The following is an 18,761-nucleotide window of genomic DNA, read 5'->3' as shown; positions in this document are numbered from 1 at the left end:
CGACGTCGGCATCGCCGAGCAGCACGCCGCCACCTCGGCGGCGGGGCTCGCCACCGGCGGCCTGCACCCGGTCGTGGCGGTCTACGCGACCTTCCTCAACCGCGCCTTCGACCAGGTGCTGATGGACGTGGCGCTCCACAGGTGCGGCGTCACCTTCGTGCTCGACCGGGCCGGCGTCACCGGCGTGGACGGCGCCTCCCACAACGGCATGTGGGACATGTCGATCCTCCAGGTGGTGCCCTCGCTGCGGATCGCCGCGCCGCGCGACGCCGACCAGCTGCGCGCCCAGCTGCGCGAGGCCGTCGACGTGGACGACGCGCCGACCGTGATCCGCTTCCCGAAGGAGACCGTCGGCGCGCCGCTGCCCGCGGTCGGCCGGATCGGCGGCATGGACCTGCTGCGCACCCCGCAGGACGGGCTCGGCGCCGACGTGCTGCTGGTCGCGGTCGGCGCGCTCGGCGCGACCTGCCTGTCGGCCGCCGAACTCCTCGCCGGCCGCGGCATCGGCGTGACCGTGGTCGACCCGCGCTGGGTCAAGCCGGTCGACGCGGCGCTGCCCGAACTGGCCGCCGCGCACCGGATGGTCGCGGTGGTGGAGGACAACGGCCGGGCCGGCGGCGTCGGTTCCTCGGTCGCCCAGGCACTGCGGGACGCCGGCGTCGACGTGCCGCTGCGCGACTTCGGCATCCCGCAGCAGTTCCTGCCGCACGCCAAGCGCGGCGAACTGCTCGCCGACATCGGACTGACCCCGGCCGAGATCGCCGGGGGCATCGGCGGCGCGCTGACCCGCCTCGACGCCGGCGTCGCGGTCCCCGCGCCGGCGCGCGGCGAGTCGTACACCGCAAAGGACAGGCAAGGAGCAGGAGAGCGATGACATCGTCCGACGGGACGCCGCAGCAGGCAGCCGACGGGCAGCCGAAGGGTTTCGACCTGGCCACGCTGCTGGCGCAGCGCGGCGCCGAGCGCTACGACCTGCACAGCAGGTACCTCAACCACCAACTGCCGCGCATGCTGCACACCATCGGCTTCGACAAGGTGTACGAGCGGGCCGAGGGCGCCCACTTCTGGGACGCCGACGGCAACGACTACCTCGACATGCTCGCCGGGTTCGGGGTGATGGGCCTCGGCCGCCACCACCCGGTGGTCCGCAAGGCGCTGCACGACGTGCTCGACGCCGGACTGGCCGACCTGACCCGCTTCGACTGCCAGCCGCTGCCCGGCCTGCTCGCCGAGAGGCTGCTCGCGTACTCCCCGCACCTGGACCGGGTGTTCTTCGGCAACAGCGGCACCGAGGCGGTGGAGACGGCGCTGAAGTTCGCCCGCTACGCCACCGGCAGGCCGCGCGTCCTGTACTGCACGCACGCCTTCCACGGCCTGACCACCGGCTCCCTGTCGGTCAACGGGGAGGGCGGCTTCCGCGACGGGTTCGCGCCGCTGCTGCCGGACACCGCGGTCGAGATGGGCGATCTCGACGCCCTCGCACGGGAGTTGAAGCGCGGCGACGTGGCCGCGCTGATCGTGGAGCCGATCCAGGGCAAGGGCGTCTACCCGACGCCGCCCGGATACCTGCGCGCCGCGCAGGAGTTGCTGCACCGGCACAAGGCGCTGCTGATCGCCGACGAGGTGCAGACCGGCCTCGGCCGCACCGGCGACTTCTACGCCTACCAGCACGAGGAGGGTGTCGAGCCGGACCTGGTGTGCGTCGCCAAGGCGCTGTCCGGCGGGTACGTCCCGGTCGGTGCGACGCTCGGCAAGGACTGGATTTTCAAGAAGGTCTACTCCTCGATGGACCGGGTGCTGGTGCACTCCGCGAGCTTCGGCTCCAACGCGCAGGCGATGGCGGCGGGTCTGGCCACCCTGTCGGTGATGGACGACGAGAAGGTGGTGGAGAACTCCCGCCGCACCGGCGACCTGCTGCGCACCCGGCTCGCCGCGCTCACCGGCGAGTACGAGCTGCTCAAGGACGTCCGCGGCCGCGGCCTGATGATCGGCATCGAGTTCGGCCGGCCCAAGTCGCTGGGACTGCGCGGCCGCTGGACGATGCTGCAGGCCGCCCGCAAGGGCCTGTTCGCCCAGATGGTCGTGGTGCCGCTGCTGCAGCGGCACCGCATCCTCACCCAGGTCTCCGGCGACCACCTGGAGGTCATCAAGCTCATCCCGCCGCTGATCGTGGACGAGGCGGACGTCGACCGCTTCGTGACGGCGTTCACCGAGGTGATGGACGACGCCCACAACGGGAGCGGCCTGATGTGGGACTTCGGCCGGACCCTGGTCAAGCAGGCGGTCGCGAACCGGTAGTCCGCGCCGCCGCCGCCGGGTGGGCGCCTCGCCCACCCGGCGGTCCGCGGCTCAGTCGGTGAGCAGCCGCTCCTTCAGCCGCTCGCGCCGCTCGGCGGTGAGCCCCAGGCCCTCCTCCAGGTAGCGGTCCACGCTGCCCCAGCGCTCCTCGATGGTGTCGAACGCCGTCCGCAGGTACTCCACCCGCGCCTCGAACAGCGGGCTGAGCAGGTCGCGCACCTCGGGGTCGATGGCGGCGCCGGTGCTGCCGTCGCCGCGCACCACCTTGTAGCGGCGGTGCCTGGCGTTGCTCTCCAGGTAGTCCGCCTCGATCGCGGAGCGCCGCACGCCCAGCGCCAGCAGGATGATCGCGACGGAGGTGCCCGCCCGGTCCTTGCCCGCCGCGCAGTGCAGCAGCGCCGGCACGGCCGGGTCCTGCGGCTCGGTGAGCAGCGCCAGCATCCGCCGGTGCTCGTCGGTGCGCTCCAGGATCAGCTTGCGGTAGGCGCCGGACATCCGCGCCGCGCCCTTGCCGTCGCCGAGGATCTCGCGCAGCGCGGGGACGTCGCCGTCGCGCACGATGTGCCAGAAGCCGGCGCCCTCGGCCGGGTCGCTCAGCGGCAGGTTGAGGTTGCGGGTGCCGGGCAGGGCGGCGTCCGGGCCCTCCAGCGCGATGTCGTCGCCGTTGCGGAAGTCGAAGACCGTGTGCAGGCCGAGGCCGGCCAGGAAGGCCGTGTCGTCGTCGGTGGCGTGCGCGAGGTGGCCGCTGCGGAAGAGCACGCCCGGCCGCACCCGGCGGCCGTCCGCGGTCGGCAGCCCGCCGACGTCGCGGAAGTTGCGGACCCCGGTCAGCCCGGGCTCCTGGCCGGATTCCGACGGGCCGGCCTGCCCGGTCCGCGGGTCCGGGCCGGACGGCGTGCCCGGCGTGGGCCGGCCGGCCGGCTCCCCCTGCGAGGACCTGCGCACTTCCTGCGTCACCTGCGCTCCTTCTGGTCGTCTGCGGCTCGTGCCGGAGCACTGCCGACGATACGGCAGCACGCTCGGCGACGTACCGGACGGTATGTGTCGGTACGGCCACCGCGGGGTGAGGCCCGCCGGGGCGCGCCGTGCGCCGACCTGCTGGAGTGGGGCGAGGAGGAGCGCACCGAGGCCGCCTCCTGGGTGGCGCTGTACAAGACGGTGCGGCCGGTGGTGCAGCACGGCGACCTTCTACCGGCTGCGGCCGCCCGGCGGCGGCGGGCTGAGCGCGGTGCAGCACGTGCACGGCGAGGACACCGTGGTGCTGGCCTGGCTTCAGGCGCAGTCGTTCGGGCGGACCCGGTGCCGCCGCTGCGGCTGCGCGGGCTCGACCCGGCGGCCTCGTACCGCGACGTGGTCACCGGCGTGGTGCAGCGCGGCGCGGTGCTCGCCGAGCGAGGGCTGCGCACCACCCTCGCCGGCGACCTGGACGCCGCGGTATTCCATCTTCGCCGGGTGTGACCCGGTGGGATGAATCACGTCCCGCGACCCCCTCCCTACGGTCGCGTAGGCCGCGCCCGGAGGAGAAAAATGGACCGACGTGGCTGACGATGCGCGCAGGGACAGCAGAGGAACGATCGGGTCGTACACCGCGGTGGGGGACAGCTTCACCGAGGGCGTCGGCGACCCCGGGCCCGGCGGCGGCTTCGTCGGCTGGGCCGACCGGCTCGCGCTGCTGCTCGCCGAGCGGCACGCCGCGGCCGCGCCCGCCGGCGACTTCCGCTACGCCAACCTCGCGGTGCGCGGCCGGCTGCTGGACCGGATCGTCGCCGAGCAGGTGCCGAGGGCGGTCGAACTCGCCCCCGACCTGGTGACCCTCGCGGCCGGCGGCAACGACATCCTGCGGCCCGGCTCCGATCCGGACGACGTCGCCGCGCGGTTCGAGGCGGCCGTCGCCGAGCTGAGCGCGGCGGTCGGCACCGTGATGATCTGCACCGGCTTCGACACCCGCGGCGTGCCGGTGCTCGGTTTGCTGCGCGGCAAGATCGCCACGTACAACGCGCACATCAGGGCGGTCGCCGACCGCTACGGCTGTCCGGTGCTCGACCTGTGGTCGCTGCGCTCGGTGCAGGACCGGCGGGCGTGGAACGAGGACCGGCTGCACCTGTCGGCCCAGGGCCACACCCGGGTCGCGCTGCGCGCCGCGCAGGTCCTCGGACTGGAGCCGCCGACCGACCCGGACGAGCCGTGGCCGCCGCAGTCGCAGCGGCTGCCGTCCGAGGTGCGCAGGGAGAACATCCACTGGGCCCGCGAGCACCTGGTCCCGTGGATCGGCCGCAGGCTGCGCGGCCAGTCCTCCGGCGACCAGGTGCAGCCCAAGCGCCCCGACCTGCTGCCGCTGCGGTAGCCGCGGAACCGCGCGCGTCCTGACACCGCCCCGGACGCCGGCGGCGCTGAACGCCTACTGCGCCGAACGTCAACAGGGCGTGCGGTGCGAGGCCAGTTCGGCCCACACCACACGCCCTGTCCCGTCCTCCGCGGGCTCCGACCCCCAGGCGAGCGCGAGTACGCTCACCAGCAGGAGCCCGCGGCCCCCTTCCTCGTCGGCCTCGGCCACACACGGCACGGGGACCCCGGTCCCCCGGCCCTGGTCGGCGACCTCGAGGCGTACGACCGCGCCCAGGTCCTGCAGCGCGACGGTGACCTTCTCGCTGTCGGTGTGCCGTATCGCGTTGGTGAACAGCTCGGTGACCACGAGCCCCGCGTCGTCCCACAGCTCCGCGGCCAGTCCCCACGCGCCCAGGCGCGCCCGTATCCGCCCGCGGGCGTCCGCGACGGACGCGCTCAGCGCGGGCAGCCTGAACACGTCCTGGCGGCCGGGGGCGCCGACACAGTCCGCACGTGCCTGCCGGAGGGTGTCAGGTGAAGGAACCACCCCGTAACTATGAGGCCCGTGCCGGACACATGGCAAGGTCCGTTCTGTAATTTGCAGAATCGTGGGGAACATGCTGTTCCCGGTGCTGACGACATGACACACTGCTTGCCAGTCAAGGGAGTTGGAGGAGAGGTCACGTGATGGACCCCCGGCCGGGAGGTGCTCCGACCGTCCTGCGCATGGTGCTCGGAAAGCGGCTCCAGGACCTGCGGGAGAAGGCCGGGCTCAGCTACGAACAGGCCGGCCGCGCCCTCGACGTGACGCACGCGACCATCCGCCGCATGGAGAAGGCCGAAGTCGGCCTGAAACTCCCGTATGTCGAGAAGCTCCTGGTCACCTACGGCATCACCGCGCCGGAGCAGATCGGCGGCTTCCTCGCGCTGGCCCGCGAGGCCAACCGGCCCGGCTGGTGGCACAGCTTCCGCGACGTGCTGCCCGACTGGTTCAGCGCGTTCGTCAGCCTGGAGGGCGAGGCGGCGGTGATCCGCGCCTACGAGCCGCACTACGTCCCCGGCCTGCTGCAGACCACCGACTACGCCCGCGCCGCGCTGCGCGCCGGCATGCCGCACGCCTCCACCGACGAGATCGACCGGCTGGTCGACCTGCGCGTCGAACGCCAGGCGCTGCTCAGCCGCGCCGACGCCCCGCTGCTGTGGGTGGTGATGGACGAGACCGTGCTGCGCCGCTGGATCGGCGGCCGCGACATGATGCGCGCGCAGATCTCCGCGCTCATCGACGCCACCGACATGCCGAACGTACGGCTCCAGGTGATCCCCTTCTCCGCCGGCCCGCACCCCGCCATGTACGGGCCCTTCCACATCTTCCGGTTCCAGCTCCAGGAGCTCCCGGACATCGCCTACTCCGAAAGCCTGGTGGGCGGCGTCTACTTCGACGAACGCGACGACGTGTCGACGTTCCTCGAGGCGCTGGACCGGATGTGCGCGCAGGCAGCGCCAGCACAGAGCACCAAGGGCATCCTCGATGCCATGCGCAAGGAGATCTGAACCATGGATCGCGTCAGCAATGACGACATTTACAACGGCATGCCCGCCAACCGCCTCGGCACCGAGGGCTGGCGTAAACCGTGGAGCGGCGGGAACGGCGGTTCCTGCGTCGAGGCGAAGCGACTGAACGACGGCCGGGTGGCGCTGCGGCAGTCCACCGATCCGGACGGACCGGCGCTCATCTACACCAACCACGAGATCACCTCGTTCATCCAGGGCGCCAAGGCCGGCGAGGCGGACTTCCTGCTGTGACGGCGCCCCCGATGACCGAGAACCAGACCGCGCGCGTGACCGCGCACCAGACCGTGCACCACCGCGCGCACCAGACCGACCGGAGGACGGCGTGACCGACCAGGGCTTCACCGCCGACGAGATCGACACCAGCAGGCCGCACCCGGCCCGGATGTACGACTACTTCCTCGGCGGCAAGGACAACTACGAGGTCGACCGGGACGCCGCCGACCGGGTCCTGGCCGCCGCCCCCGAAGTCGCCGTCTTCGCCCGCGCCAACCGCGCCTTCCTGTCCCGGGCCGTCCGCCACCTCGCCGAGTCCGGGGTGCGGCAGTTCGTCGACATCGGCACCGGCATCCCGACCTCGCCGAACACCCACGAGGTCGCCCAGTCGGTCAGCGCCGACTCCCGCGTCGCCTACATCGACAACGACCCGATCGTGGCCACGCACGCCGGGGCCCGGCTGCTCGGCACCGGCAACACCGGCTTCTTCCTCGGCGACATGCGCGACCCGCAGACGATCCTGCACCACCCCACCATCGGCGACCTCATCGACGTCAAGCAGCCCATCGCGGTGCTGCTGGTGTCCGTACTGCACTTCGTCAGCGACGACGAGGACCCCTACGGCCTCGTCGCGGCCTTCCGCGACGCGCTGCCCGCGGGCAGCTTCCTGGTGCTCAGCCACGCCACCGCCGACTTCCACCGGGAGGAGGCGACCGAGGTCGCGGCGGTGTATAAGAACAGCACCGCTCCGCTGACCCCGCGCACGCACGCCGACGTCGAGCGGCTCTTCGCCGGCTTCGACCTCGTCGACCCCGGGCTGGTCCAGGTGCACGAGTGGCGACCCGACGGCCTCAGCCAGGCCCCCTCGGGCCCGGTCGGCGTGTACGGCGGCATAGGCCGGGTCGCCGGGAGCACGGCGTGACCGACGAGGGCTTCCCCGCCGACGAGATCGACACCAGCCGGCCGCACCCGGCCCGGATGTACGACTACTACCTGGGCGGCAAGGACAACTACGAGGTCGACCGGGAGGCCGCCCAGCGCGTCGTGGACGTGCTGCCGGACATCATCCCGGCGGCCCGCGCCAACCGGGAGTTCCTGCACCGGGCGGTGCGCTTCCTCGCCCGGTCCGGGATACGGCAGTTCGTCGACATCGGCACCGGCATCCCGACCTCGCCCAACACCCACCAGATCGCCCAGTCGGTCGACCCGCGGGCCAGCGTCGCCTACGTCGACAACGACCCGATCGTGGCCACGCACGCCGGCGCCCGGCTGACCGGCAGCGGCAACACCGGGTTCTTCCTCGGCGACCTGCGCGACCCGCGGAGCATCCTGGACCACCCCACCCTGGCCGGGCTGATCGACCTCGACCAGCCGGTTGGGCTGCTGCTGGTGGCCGTGCTGCACTTCGTCAGGGACGACGAGGACCCCGCGGGCATCGTCGCGCAGCTGCGCGAGAAGCTGCCCGCGGGCAGCTTCCTGGTGCTCAGCCACGCCACCGCCGACTTCCACGCCGGCAGCCTGCCCGAGGTGTTCAAGGTCTACGACAAGGCCACCGCGACCCTCAACACCCGTCCGCACGCCGCGGTCGAGGCCCTCTTCGACGGCTTCGAGCTGCTCGACCCCGGCGTGGTCCAGGTTCCCGTCTGGCGGCCCGACGGCGAACTGCCCAGCGCCGAGGACATCCGCCGGATCGGCTTCTACGGGGGTGTCGCCCGCCGGACCTGAAGCCGCCGCCCCCGGCTCCCCGGCCCGGCCGGTCACCGCGCTACCGCAGCGGCTCCACCCGCACCGCCACCCCGTCCAGCGAGGCGGCGAAGTCCGCGCCCAGCGCGCGGGACGGGGTGTGGAAGCCGGCCGGCAGGTCGGGCAGCCGCGGCATGACGCGCAGCACGCAGTCGGCCGTCAGGCTGTACGGGTTGGGGCCGGTGAGCGTCGCGGTCACGGTGTTGCCCGCGGCGTCGCGGGCCCGGCCCCAGACCTCGCTGCGGGAGCCGTCCAGGGTCCGCTCGCCGGGACCGCGCACCACCCGCCCCGCGACGGCCGCCGCAACGCCGCGCAACGGGCCGCGCAGCACCCGCGCCGCGGCGAGCGCCGCCGCGGGCACCGCCGTGTAGGTGGTGATGTCCGGGATGCCCGTGGAGTGGTACGCCGTGCTGACGTCGCCCCACGGCACCGACACGACGGTCCGCGCCCCCGACGGGAACGCGGCCCGCACCCGCCGCGACCCCATCGGCACGGTGCGGATCTCGCCGCCCGCGCGGATGCGGCCGCCGTCCGCGGCGCCGGTCAGCGCGGTGCGGGCGGTGCCGGGGCTGGCCCCGCCGCCGGCCAGGAACGCCAGGTCGAGCTGCGTCGCGTCGGGCAGCCGGGCGGCCAGCAGCGCGGCCACGCAGTCGGTCGGCACCACGTCGAAGCCCGCGCCCGGCAGCAGCACGATCCCCGCCTTCGCGGCCTGCGGACCGAGCGCGTGCAGCGCCTCGAAGACGTCGATCTCGCCGGTGATGTCGAGGTACGGCGTGCCGGTCTCGACGCACGCCGCGACCATCGGCAGCGCGGTGCGGGAGAACGGCCCCGCGCAGTGCGCCACACCCGACACGCCCTCCAGGCAGCGCCGCGTCGCAGCCGCGTCGTCCAGGGCGAACACCCGGTGCTCCAGGCCGAGTTCGGCGGCCAGCGGCAGTAGCTTGGCGGCGCTGCGGCCGGCCAGCACGGGGCGCAGCCCGCGGGCGGCGGCGCGGCGGGCGATCAGGCGTCCGGTGTACCCGGTGGCGCCGTACAACAGCCAGGTCATGGAAGCGGTCCTCCTCGGCGGTGGTGAGCGGAACCGTACACGCGCACTCCGACGGCGTGATATCGGGTGGGCTGTCAGCCCGTGACGTGGGAGTCTGGTGCCATGAGTGACGCAGAACAGAAGGCCGCCGCAGCCCCCGCGGCCGCCGAGGCCGCCGAGGCCACCGAGCAGGACGCCGCCGCGGACCCGGAGACGGCCGCCGAGCCGTCCGAGGCGGCGGACGAAGCCGAGGACGACGTCAAGCGGAAGTTCCGCGAGGCGCTGGCCCGCAAGCAGGGCGGCCGGCACGCGAACGCGGGCGGCGGCACCGGCCCCGACCAGTCCAAGATCCACGGCGCGCACGGCCGCGCCGGCGGTCCCCGCGAGTTCCGCCGCAAGAGCGGCGGCTGACCCCGCCCACCACCGCGCCCACCATCGCGCCCGCCCAGGTCAGCACCCCGGGCGGGCGCCCTCATCCCCCAGCGCCCGGCGGCCGTTCGGCGTAGGGTCGGCACGGTGACGACGACGAATCCGTTCCTCAGCCCGAGCACCCTGCCGTACGAGCTGCCGCCGTTCGCCGACATCCGCGACGAGCACTACCTGCCCGCCTTCGAGCGCGGCCTCGCGGAGCACCTCGCGGAGGTCAGGGCGATCGCCGCCGACCCGCGGCCGGCCACCTTCGACAACACGCTGGTGGCCCTCGAGCGGTCCGGCGCCCTGCTGGGACGGGTCCACGCGGCCTTCGCCAACCAGGCGTCCGCGCACGTCACCGACACCGTCCGCGCCATCGAACCGCAGGTCAGCGCGATGCTCGCGGAGCACAGCGACGCCATCCACCTCGATCCCGCGCTCTTCGCGCGCATCCGGGCGGTGCACGACGCCCGCGACGGCCTCGGCCTGGACGCCGAGTCGCTGCGGCTGCTGGAGCGCTACCACACCCGCTTCCGCCGGGCCGGCGCCGAACTCGACGACGCCGGACGGCAGCGGCTGCGCGCGCTCAACGCCGAGATCGCCGCCGCCTCCACCGCCTTCGGGCAGAACGTCCTCGCCGCGAGCAAGGCCGGCGCCCTCGTCCTGGACGACCCCGCCCGGCTGGCCGGCCTGTCGCCCGACGCGGTGGCCGCCGCGGCCGAGAACGGCCGGGCGCTCGGCCAGGACGGCCGCTGGGTGCTCGGCCTGCGCAACTTCTCCAACCAGTTCGAACTGGCCTGGCTGGAGGACCGCGAGGTGCGCAAGCAGCTGCTGACCGCCTCGCTCGACCGCGCCCAGGACACCAACGGCCCGCTCGCCGTCACCATCGCCACGCTGCGCGCCGAACGCGCCGCGCTGCTCGGCTACCCCAGCCACGCCGCGTACGTCGTCGAGGACCGCACCGCGGGCAGCACCCAGGCGGTCACCGACCTGCTGGGCCGGCTGGTGCCGCCCGCGCTGGCCAACGCCCGCCGCGAGGCCGAGGCGCTGGCCGAGCTCGCCGGCGGCCCGGTCGAGGCGTGGGACTGGGCGTACTGGTCGGCGAAGCTGCGCAAGCAGCGCTACGCCGTCGACGAGGCCGCGCTGCGCCCCTACTTCGAGCTGGACCGGGTGCTGCACGACGGGGTCTTCCGCGCCGCGCGCGAGGTGTACGGACTCACCGTCGCCGAGCGGCCCGACCTGCCCGGCTACCACCCCGACGTCCGGGTCTTCGAGGTCTTCGACGCCGACGGCAGCGGCCTCGGGCTCTTCCTCGCGGACCTCTTCGCCCGCGAGACCAAGCGCGGCGGCGCCTGGATGAACTCCCTCGTCGACCAGTCCCGACTGCTGGACCGGCGGCCGGTGGTGGTCAACAACCACAACATCGACAAGCCCGCGGCGGGCGAGCCCGCGCTGCTGACGTTCAGTCAGGTCGACACCCTCTTCCACGAGTTCGGGCACGCCCTGCACGGACTGCTCTCCGCGGTGCACTACCCCTACTTCGCCGGCACCAGCGTGCCCAGCGACTTCGTCGAATTCCCCTCCCAGGTCAACGAGATGTGGTCGCTGTGGCCCGAGATCCTCGACCACTACGCGGTGCACCACGAGACCGGCGAGCCGATGCCCGCCGAGGTGGTGGCGAGGATGAGGGAAGCGGCCTCCTTCGGCCAGGGCTTCGCGACGGTCGAGTACCTCGCGGCGACCCTGCTGGACTGGGCGTGGCACACCCTGCCGGCCGGCGCCGACCCCGGCGACCCGCTGGACTTCGAGGCCAAGGCGCTGCGGGACGCGGGACTCGCGGTGCCGGCCATCCCGCCGCGCTACCGCAGCACGTACTTCACGCACGTCTTCAGCAGCCAGTACAGCGCGGGCTACTACTCGTACATCTGGAGCGAGGTGCTCGACGCCGACACCGTCGACTGGTTCGAGTCCCGCGGGGGGATGCGCCGCGAGAACGGCGACATCTTCCGCCGCGAACTGCTCTCGCGCGGCGGCAGCGTCGACCCCATGGAGGCGTTCGCCGCGGTGCGCGGCCGCGGCCCCGACGCCGGACCGCTGCTCGTCCGCCGCGGCCTGACCGCCGGCTGACCCGCCGCCCCGACGCCGCGCCGCCCCCGCGTCCCGAGGGCGTGCCTCCCCGCGCCGAAAAGCGGGTGCGGCGCCGGGAGGCGCCGGGCCAGGATGGCCCGCATGGGATGGACCCTCGGCGGCGACCTCGACGCCTTCGCGGCGCGGACGGACGCCTTCCTGCACGCCCGCGCGGTGGAGAACTCGGTGCTGCTGACCGTCGCCGACGCGCTGCGCCGCCGCGGCGCGGACGCGTACGGCAGCGAGCCGCCGGTCTTCGGGTACTGGCGGCCCGACGGCGGGGGAGCGGTCGCCGCGGCCGTGCTCCAGACCCCGCCGCACCCGCCGCTGCTGTCCGCCGCGCCGCCGCAGGCCGCCGCGGCGCTCCCCGCGGCCTGGGCGGACGCCCTCGCCGCCGGCCTCGTGCCGGTCCCGGCCGGAGTGCGCGGGGAGGCGGCCGCGGCCCGCGCCTTCGCCGACGGCTGGGCGCGGCGGACCGGCGCCGCCGTGCGGGTGGGGCGCAACACCCGGGCCTTCCGGCTGGCCGCGCTCACCCCGCGCGAGCCCGCGCCGCCGGGCGCGGCGCGCGTGGCGGGCCCCGCCGACCGGGAGCTGCTGCTGCGCTGGCACCGGGAGTTCGCCACCGACATCGGCGGGCCGCTGCCCGGCGGCGACCGGGCCGTCGACGACGCCCTCGCGCACGGCGGCCGCACCCTGTGGGAGCTGCCGGACGGCCGTCCCGTCGCGATGGCCGGGGTCACCGTGCCGGTGGCCGGCGCGGTGCGGGTGGTCGCCGTCTACACCCCGCGGGAGCACCGCGGCCGCGGCTACGCCGGCGCGGCCGTCACCGCCGTGTCGCGCGCCGCGCTCGACGCCGGAGCCGACGAGGTGCTGCTCTTCGCCGACCTCGCCAACCCGGTCAGCACCGGCCTCTACCGGCGGCTCGGCTACGTGCCGGTGCGCGACGCGGTCGAACTCGCCTTCGTGCCGGCCGGGAGCGGCGCGGCCGCCGGGGCGTGACCCCGCACGGGGGAGCGACCGCGGGCGCCCAGGAGCCCCCACGCCGGCGCGGCGGGGCAGGGCGCGGGCGCCTTGCCTCCCGAGGAGTTCCGGCCACGGCCTCGGCGCGGCGTCACCGCATAATGGAGATCGGCGCACGCCGCGCCTGCCCCCACCCCCCGCTGGAGGTCCTGTGACCGACGCCCGCCGACGGCCGTCCCGACTCGCGCAGCTGCGCCCCGCGCCCTTCGGCGCCGACCCCACCGGAGCCCGGCTGGAGCGCATCCTGAATTCGCCGAACTACGCGGACGGCGCCTTCGTGAATCCGCTCGGCGCCCGCAGCGTGCCCACCGGCGGGCTGCTCAGGTCCCTCCCGGAGAACATGCGCAAGGAGGCCCGGCAGTCCCGCAAGCCGGCCCGCCCGGTCCCCGTGCACCCCACCACCCTCGCCGACCTGGCCCGGCCGGCCGCCTCCGGGCTGCGGCTGACCTGGATGGGCCACTCCAGCGTGCTCGCCGAGATCGGCGGCCGCCGGGTGCTCTTCGACCCGGTCTGGGGGGAGCGCTGTTCGCCGTTCGCCTTCGCCGGGCCGCGCCGGGTGCACCCCACGCCCGTGCCGCTGGCCTCGCTGACCGGTCTGGACACCGTCGTCATCTCGCACGACCACTACGACCACCTGGACATGCCCACGATCGCCGCGCTGGTGCGGAGCGACGCGGTCTTCGCGGTGCCGCTGGGCGTCGGCGCCCACCTGGAGCACTGGGGGGTGCCCTCCGCCCGGCTGCGGGAGCTGGACTGGAACGAGTCCACCGAGATCGCCGGCCTCACCCTGACCGCCACCCCCGCCCGGCACTTCTGCGGGCGCGGCCTGCGCGGCCGCCAGCAGACCCTGTGGGCGTCCTGGGCCGTCACCGACGGCGTCCACCGGATCTACCACAGCGGCGACACCGGCTACTTCCCCGGCTTCGCGGACATCGGCCGCGACCACGGGCCGTTCGACGCGACGATGATCCAGATCGGGGCCTACAGCGAGTTCTGGCCCGACATCCACATGACGCCCGCCGAGGGCATGCAGGCCCACCTCGACCTGTCGGGCGGCGCACCGGCCGGCGTCATGATGCCCATCCACTGGGGCACCTTCAACCTCGCCCAGCACGCCTGGGCCGAGCCCGCGGAGGGCACCGTCGCCGCCGCCCGCGCGACCGGCTCGAAGGTCGCCACGCCGCGGGTCGGCGCCCCGTTCGAGCCGGCCGACCCGCAGCCGGACGACTGGTGGTGGCGCGAGGTCGCGGTGGTGCCGGCCGGCGGCTGGCCCGACCACCCCGAGGCCGCGCCCGCCGCCGCGCAGCCCGCCGGGGCGAGCGCCGCCGACTCCGCCTGACGCCCGCGGGGCCTGCCTGACGCCTGCCGGGCCTGCCTGACGCCTGCCGGCGCTGCCTGACCCCGCCGGGCCCGCCGCGTCCGCCTCAGGTCCGCTCCCTGAGGCCCGCGGCTCAGGACGTGGCCCGGCCCAGATAGGTCAGCTCGCCGCTGTCCGGCACGGCGATCTCGTGGAAGCCGAGCCGATCGTAGAAGGCGCGGGCGCCGGTGTTGGCCGACAGCATCCCCAGGTGCACCGCGGGCACGCCCTGGGCGGCCAGCGCCCCGAGGTACGCGGTCATCAACGCCCGGCCGTGGCCGCCGCCCTGGAAGTCCGGCAGCACGTCGATGTGCAAGTGCGCGGGATAAGCGGCCAGTTCGGGCACCACCATCCGCTCGGGGGTGTGCAGCAGGCCCGCCATCACCTCGCTGAGGGAGGCCGGTTCGCCCTGCGGCGCGGGCCAGCGGTCGGCGACCCGCGGCAGCCACGCGTCGCGGAACCGCTTGACGAAGCCCGCGGTGTCCCCGGTGCCCAGCACGTAACCGACCGCCCGGCCGCGGCCGTCGTCGACCACGAACGTCAACTCCGGCTCCAGCACCGCGTACGGCGCCGCGAAGATCGCGCCCACCAGTTCACGGTCGGCCTCGGGGTACGACCCGGTCGCGTCGCCGCCCGCGTCCGCGGTGCGCAGGCAGATCTCGTACAGCGCCGGCAGGTCCGCCGGACGGTAGGGGCGTATCGCGGTGCTCACAGGCTCTCCTCGGGTGCGGGCCGCAGGACGGTGAAGGTGAAACCGAAGGCCGCCGGTGCGGCCGTCAGCCGGAACTCCGGCAGTACCTCGGGGCCGCACGCATGGCTGCCGACGCCGTGCAGGGCGTGGTCCAGGTGCAGCCACAGCATGTCGCCGCGGGTCAGTTCGTGGGTGTGCGCCGCGGCGTCCAGCGCCTCGGTCGTCCAGGGCCGGGCGGTCAGCCAGAACGGCGGCGCGCCGTCCACCCGCAGCCCCGACCCGTCCGTCCGGCGCAGCTCCGCCCAGCGCACGTCGGCCCGCGCGCCGTTCTCCTGCGGACGCACGTACGGCGTCTGCAACTCCTCGACGCCCGCCTCGTAGCGGCCGATCCTGGAGGCGGCCCGGGTGTCCGGGTACGCCTCGCCCGGCCCGCCGCCGTACCACCGCACCCGGTCCAGCGTCGGGCACACGCCCATCCGCAGGCCGAGGCGCGGCAGCGGCAGCGTCCAGTCGCCCTCGGGCTCCACCCGCACCTGAAGCGTCAGCCGGTCGCCGGCCGCGGTCCAGGAGTGCAGCACGCGCAGTCCGAGGTCGGAGGCGGCCGGGGCGATCCTGGTCGCCACCGTCAGCACGTCGCCGCCGACGGACACCCGCACCACCCGGCGGCGCATCCGGTGCAGGCCCAACGCCCGCCACTTCGGTTCCAGTTGCCCTTGCGGATACCAGTCCATGCCGCGGTCGTTGTCGATCGGGGCGCGCCACACGTCCAGTTCGGGGCCGCTCACCAGGCTGCCGCCCAGGTACTTCAGGCGACCGCTCGCCGCGTCGAAGGTGCCGGGGCCCAGCACCACCACCCCGCCCTCGGCCCGGCGCGCCGGGTGAGGAGCGCCGCGCCGCACCCGGCCGCCCTGCCGCTTCCTCGCCGCGAACTGCGCCCACGCCACCTCGTGTCCGGCCGGAGCCCACGCCGTGTCCTCCGCGAGCACCGCCCGCACCGTCCACCACGCCTCGGCGCCCGCCGTCACCTCCCGCGGCATCAGCGGCAGTTCGAGCCGCGCGCTCTCGCCGGGGCCGAGCGCCGGCACCTCGAACCGGCCGTGGTCGGTGCGCACCCCCTCCTCCTCGCGCACCCACCCGAAGGCCAGACCCGAAAGGTCCGCGACGTCATGGAGGTTGGTGACCGTGACCAGTCCGCGCTCCGCGTCGCCCTCGATCCGCACCGGCTGCACGACCTTCTTGAACTCCAGCAGCCCCGGCGAGGGCGTGCGGTCAGGGAAGAGCAGCCCGTCGCACACGAAGTTGCCGTCGTGCAGCTCCTCGCCGAAGTCGCCGCCGTACGCGAAGTACGCGGTCCCGTCGGCGGTCCTGTGCCGCAGCCCGTGGTCGATCCACTCCCACACGAAGCCGCCCTGGCAGCGCTCGTAGGTCTCGAAGATCCGCTGGTACTCCGAGAGGCCGCCGGGCCCGTTGCCCATCGCATGGGCGTACTCGCACAGGAGGAACGGCATGTTCCGGCGCCGCGCGTCCGCCTCGGGGTCGGCCTGCGGCGGTTCCTCGCGGCGGCCGATCAGCTCGCACTCGGCGTGGTCGGCGTACATCCGCGAGTACACGTCCACGTCGCGGCAGGACAGGTCGCCCTCGTAGTGGATCGGCCGGGCCGGGTCGCGCCGCCGGATCCACGCCGCCATCGCCGACAGGCCGCTCCCGGTGCCGCACTCGTTGCCCAGCGACCACATCACCACCGACGGGTGGTTCTTGTCGCGCTCCACCATCCGCGCCGCGCGGTCCAGCAGCGCCGGTGTCCAGCGCTCGTCGTCCACCGGATTGCCGCGCCAGCCCACCTCCTCGAAGCCGTGCGTCTCCAGATCGCACTCGTCGACCACCCACAGACCCAGCTCGTCGCACAGGTCGAGGAACGCCGGGTGCGGCGGATAGTGGCTGGTGCGCACCGCGTTGACGTTGTGCTGCTTCATCAGCAGCAGATCGCGGCGCATCGTCTCCTGATCCGGCACCCGGCCGTGGTCCGGGTCGAACTCGTGCCGGTTCACCCCGCGGAACAGGATCCGCCGGCCGTTGACCTTCAGCACGCCGTCCTCGACCGCGACGGTACGGAAACCTATCCGCAGCGGAACCCGTTCGCCCTCGGTCGCCAACTCCGCGTCGTACAGCCGCGGCAGCTCCGCCGACCACGGCTCCACCGGCACGATCACCGGCGCGCCGGTCGGGATGTCGAGCCCCAGCTCCGGCACGGTCAGCGTGCCGCCGGGCGTGCAGTCCACCCGCAGCGTGCCGAGGCCCGTCGCGTGGTCGTAGCCGCAGTGCACGAAGACGTCGCAGACCGCGCCCTCGGGCCGCTCGATGAGCGTGACCTCGCGGAAGATGCCCGGCAGCCACCACATGTCCTGGTCCTCCAGGTAGCTGCCCGACGACCACTGGTGGACCCGCACCGCCAGCACGTTGCCGCGCGGCCGCAGGCGCTCCCCGACCTCGAACTCCACCGGCAGCCTGCTGCCCTTGAAGGTGCCCAGCTCCTCGCCGTTCAGCCACACCCGCGCGCACGAGTCCACCCCCTCGAAGCGCAGCACCGCGGCCCCGCCCGGCCAGTCGTCCGGCAGGTCGAAGGCGCGCAGATGGTCGCCGGTCGGGTTCTCCGTCGGCACGTGCGGCGGATCGACCGGGAAGGGGTAGCGGACATTGGTGTACGCGGGCCGGCCGTAGCCCTGCAACGGCCAGTGCGACGGCACCGGCAGCACGTCCCAGTGCGAGGCGTCGAACCCCGGGCGGGCGAAGGACGCGTCCTCCGCCTCGGCCGTCGCGGACAGCCGGAACCGCCATGCGCCCCCGAGGTTCAGCCGGCGGGCGTCCGACACCGACCACCACGCCCGCGGCGGGAGCGCTCCCGTGCCGGGCGACACGTCCTCGTAGTAGGGGAGTGTGCCGGGCGCCGGCGCCACATCCATCGTGCTGCTCCTCGGCTGGATCGACCACACCGCGCACGCTCCGCGCCCGCGCACTGCCTGCCGGACCGATTCTGCTGAGGAGGCGGGTCCGGCGCCAGACGTATCGGCGTCGTATCGCGTCACGTGCGCGGGGCAGGCGCGGCGCCGCGCCCGCGGCTGGGGACGCGGTGCGACCGCCCGGTCGCGCAGGGTGTGCAGGGGGCGTCCGTACGCGCGGCGGGGGCCGGACGCCAGGACGGCGTCCGGCCCCCGCACCGGGGCGCACGGCTCAGATGCCGTCCACCTTGAACGGGTCGTGCTCCGCGAGCAGCTTGTCGAGCCGGGCCTGATCCACCCGGCTCGTCACCTGCCCCACCTCCTGGCGGTCGCGCACCACCTTCGACAGCGTGAACGCCGAGGTCACCACGTAGAGCAGCCCCACCGCGAGGAACGCCCGAACCCACGCCCCCACCGGCAGGTACGCCACCCCCACCACCATCGCGCCGAGCGACAGCGAGAACGAGACCGCCGCCTGCACGGCGAACGCCGTAGTCGTCTGCTGAGGAATCACCTTCGTCATGCCCCCACTGTCCGCCCCCTGTGACCCGCCCCACATGAGTACCGCTACTCATCCCGCCTGAGCCCCCCGCCGCCCCCGACCTGAGCCCGGCCCCCCACGACCGCCCGCCCCACCCCGGGGTGCGAGCGAACACCCCCCGAGGTGCGGTATCGTTCTCATGCGCGGTCAGCCCCGGGGGTCCACCCCCGAAGCCGATCAAGCACCGGGACGTGGCGCAGCTTGGTAGCGCACTTGACTGGGGGTCAAGGGGTCGCAGGTTCAAATCCTGTCGTCCCGACGGTGCGGAGGGGCCCGCTGACCTGGTATTTTGCCAGGTCAGCGGGCCTCTCTCATTTATTGAGAACGATAGTCGTCTGATGACCGGTCAGTAGCTGGGGACCCCTTGGGGACCATGGCTCTAAAAAACCCGCAGGTCAGAGGCTGTTTTGCTGGGGACCATGATCACGTCGTTCGGCTGC

At 74.2% G+C, this 18,761-nt stretch carries 17 protein-coding genes, 1 tRNA gene and 1 pseudogene; 13 read left to right on the top strand and 6 right to left on the bottom strand.

Translation table 11 applies throughout. The features are described from left to right. On the top strand, window positions 1-874 hold an 874-nt coding region (locus V2S66_RS19330; protein WP_330797088.1), incomplete at its 5' end, for a transketolase C-terminal domain-containing protein. Then, window positions 871-2,298 (top strand): aspartate aminotransferase family protein, encoded by a 1,428-nt coding sequence (locus V2S66_RS19325; RefSeq protein WP_330797087.1) that lies wholly within the window; start codon window positions 871-873, stop codon window positions 2,296-2,298. The genes V2S66_RS19330 and V2S66_RS19325, both read left to right, overlap by 4 nt. Before the next feature lie 51 nt (window positions 2,299-2,349). Here the strand turns inward: V2S66_RS19325 and V2S66_RS19320 are convergent, their stop codons facing one another. Next, entirely contained in the window at window positions 2,350-3,129 is a 780-nt protein-coding gene (locus tag V2S66_RS19320) for a tyrosine-protein phosphatase (protein WP_330797102.1), read from the bottom strand. Between the two features lie 261 nt (window positions 3,130-3,390). On the opposite strand from V2S66_RS19320, the pseudogene V2S66_RS19315 reads away from it, so the two are divergent. Both V2S66_RS19315 and V2S66_RS19310 read left to right on the top strand, forming a co-directional pair. Then, window positions 3,391-3,756: pseudogene (locus V2S66_RS19315) on the top strand (GH36 C-terminal domain-containing protein); the annotation flags it as partial. Between the two features lie 79 nt (window positions 3,757-3,835). Beyond that, window positions 3,836-4,642, top strand: coding sequence for an SGNH/GDSL hydrolase family protein (locus V2S66_RS19310; protein WP_330797086.1), 807 nt, complete (start codon window positions 3,836-3,838; stop codon window positions 4,640-4,642). 69 nt (window positions 4,643-4,711) lie between these two features. Here V2S66_RS19310 and V2S66_RS19305 read toward each other — a convergent pair whose 3' ends face one another. Then, window positions 4,712-5,170, bottom strand: a complete 459-nt coding sequence (locus V2S66_RS19305; RefSeq protein WP_330797084.1) for an ATP-binding protein — start codon at window positions 5,168-5,170, stop codon at window positions 4,712-4,714. A 179-nt stretch (window positions 5,171-5,349) separates the two neighbouring features. Here V2S66_RS19305 and V2S66_RS19300 point away from each other — a divergent pair, with 179 nt between their 5' ends. The 4 genes from V2S66_RS19300 (at window position 5,350) to V2S66_RS19285 (ending at window position 8,133) form a co-directional block, all read left to right on the top strand. Continuing rightward, on the top strand, window positions 5,350-6,174 hold the full coding sequence (locus tag V2S66_RS19300) for a helix-turn-helix domain-containing protein (protein WP_330797083.1): 825 nt from the start codon (window positions 5,350-5,352) through the stop codon (window positions 6,172-6,174). Between the two features lie 3 nt (window positions 6,175-6,177). Then, on the top strand, window positions 6,178-6,426 hold the full coding sequence (locus tag V2S66_RS19295) for a DUF397 domain-containing protein (RefSeq protein ID WP_330797081.1): 249 nt from the start codon (window positions 6,178-6,180) through the stop codon (window positions 6,424-6,426). A gap of 91 nt (window positions 6,427-6,517) precedes the next feature. After that, a complete protein-coding gene (locus V2S66_RS19290; protein WP_330797080.1) occupies window positions 6,518-7,330 on the top strand; it encodes an SAM-dependent methyltransferase in 813 nt (270 codons plus the stop codon). Further along, window positions 7,327-8,133: an SAM-dependent methyltransferase gene (locus V2S66_RS19285; RefSeq protein WP_330797079.1), complete on the top strand. Its 807-nt coding sequence runs from the start codon at window positions 7,327-7,329 to the stop codon at window positions 8,131-8,133. The genes V2S66_RS19290 and V2S66_RS19285 overlap by 4 nt, the downstream gene beginning before the upstream one ends. 40 nt (window positions 8,134-8,173) lie before the next feature. On the opposite strand, the gene V2S66_RS19280 is transcribed toward V2S66_RS19285, so the two are convergent. Next, entirely contained in the window at window positions 8,174-9,199 is a 1,026-nt protein-coding gene (locus V2S66_RS19280; RefSeq protein ID WP_330797078.1) for a saccharopine dehydrogenase family protein, read from the bottom strand. 102 nt (window positions 9,200-9,301) lie between these two features. Here V2S66_RS19280 and V2S66_RS19275 point away from each other — a divergent pair, with 102 nt between their 5' ends. The 4 genes from V2S66_RS19275 to V2S66_RS19260 all read left to right on the top strand — a co-directional run bounded on the left by V2S66_RS19275 (window position 9,302) and on the right by V2S66_RS19260 (window position 14,075). Next, window positions 9,302-9,589, top strand: coding sequence for a DUF5302 domain-containing protein (locus V2S66_RS19275; protein WP_330797077.1), 288 nt, complete (start codon window positions 9,302-9,304; stop codon window positions 9,587-9,589). 105 nt (window positions 9,590-9,694) lie between these two features. Continuing rightward, a complete protein-coding gene (locus V2S66_RS19270; RefSeq protein ID WP_330797076.1) occupies window positions 9,695-11,716 on the top strand; it encodes a M3 family metallopeptidase in 2,022 nt (673 codons plus the stop codon). A 102-nt stretch (window positions 11,717-11,818) separates the two neighbouring features. Then, entirely contained in the window at window positions 11,819-12,715 is an 897-nt protein-coding gene (locus tag V2S66_RS19265; RefSeq protein ID WP_330797075.1) for a GNAT family N-acetyltransferase, read from the top strand. A gap of 172 nt (window positions 12,716-12,887) precedes the next feature. Then, entirely contained in the window at window positions 12,888-14,075 is a 1,188-nt protein-coding gene (locus V2S66_RS19260) for an MBL fold metallo-hydrolase (RefSeq protein WP_330797074.1), read from the top strand. 112 nt (window positions 14,076-14,187) lie between these two features. Here V2S66_RS19260 and V2S66_RS19255 read toward each other — a convergent pair whose 3' ends face one another. From V2S66_RS19255 to V2S66_RS19245, 3 genes are all read right to left on the bottom strand, one after another. Further along, entirely contained in the window at window positions 14,188-14,805 is a 618-nt protein-coding gene (locus V2S66_RS19255; protein WP_330797073.1) for a GNAT family N-acetyltransferase, read from the bottom strand. Continuing rightward, complete coding sequence (locus tag V2S66_RS19250; RefSeq protein WP_330797072.1) at window positions 14,802-17,744, bottom strand: glycoside hydrolase family 2 TIM barrel-domain containing protein; 2,943 nt, start codon at window positions 17,742-17,744, stop codon at window positions 14,802-14,804. The genes V2S66_RS19255 and V2S66_RS19250 overlap by 4 nt, the downstream gene beginning before the upstream one ends. A gap of 268 nt (window positions 17,745-18,012) precedes the next feature. Next, a complete protein-coding gene (locus V2S66_RS19245; RefSeq protein WP_330797071.1) occupies window positions 18,013-18,303 on the bottom strand; it encodes a YiaA/YiaB family inner membrane protein in 291 nt (96 codons plus the stop codon). Between the two features lie 203 nt (window positions 18,304-18,506). Between V2S66_RS19245 and V2S66_RS19240 the strand changes: the two genes are divergently transcribed. Then, window positions 18,507-18,580 (top strand) — tRNA-Pro (locus tag V2S66_RS19240). Window positions 18,581-18,761: the final 181 nt, after the last annotated feature.

The sequence above is a fragment of the Actinacidiphila polyblastidii genome (assembly GCF_036353415.1).
GTDB classification, from domain to species: Bacteria; Actinomycetota; Actinomycetes; order Streptomycetales; family Streptomycetaceae; genus Actinacidiphila; species Actinacidiphila polyblastidii.
This window is presented reverse-complemented; position numbering and strand designations above follow the sequence as displayed.

What these genes read in the sequence shown, in the direction of transcription:
- V2S66_RS19280 (WP_330797078.1), bottom strand. Translation starts at nt 9,199, where the DNA reads ATGACCTGGCTGTTGTACGGCGCCACCGGGTACACCGGACGCCTGATC.
- V2S66_RS19250 (WP_330797072.1), bottom strand. Translation starts at nt 17,744, where the DNA reads ATGGATGTGGCGCCGGCGCCCGGCACACTCCCCTACTACGAGGACGTG.
- V2S66_RS19295 (WP_330797081.1), top strand. Translation starts at nt 6,178, where the DNA reads ATGGATCGCGTCAGCAATGACGACATTTACAACGGCATGCCCGCCAAC.
- V2S66_RS19300 (WP_330797083.1), top strand. Translation starts at nt 5,350, where the DNA reads ATGGTGCTCGGAAAGCGGCTCCAGGACCTGCGGGAGAAGGCCGGGCTC.
- V2S66_RS19245 (WP_330797071.1), bottom strand. Translation starts at nt 18,303, where the DNA reads ATGACGAAGGTGATTCCTCAGCAGACGACTACGGCGTTCGCCGTGCAG.
- V2S66_RS19265 (WP_330797075.1), top strand. Translation starts at nt 11,819, where the DNA reads ATGGGATGGACCCTCGGCGGCGACCTCGACGCCTTCGCGGCGCGGACG.
- V2S66_RS19325 (WP_330797087.1), top strand. Translation starts at nt 871, where the DNA reads ATGACATCGTCCGACGGGACGCCGCAGCAGGCAGCCGACGGGCAGCCG.
- V2S66_RS19275 (WP_330797077.1), top strand. Translation starts at nt 9,302, where the DNA reads ATGAGTGACGCAGAACAGAAGGCCGCCGCAGCCCCCGCGGCCGCCGAG.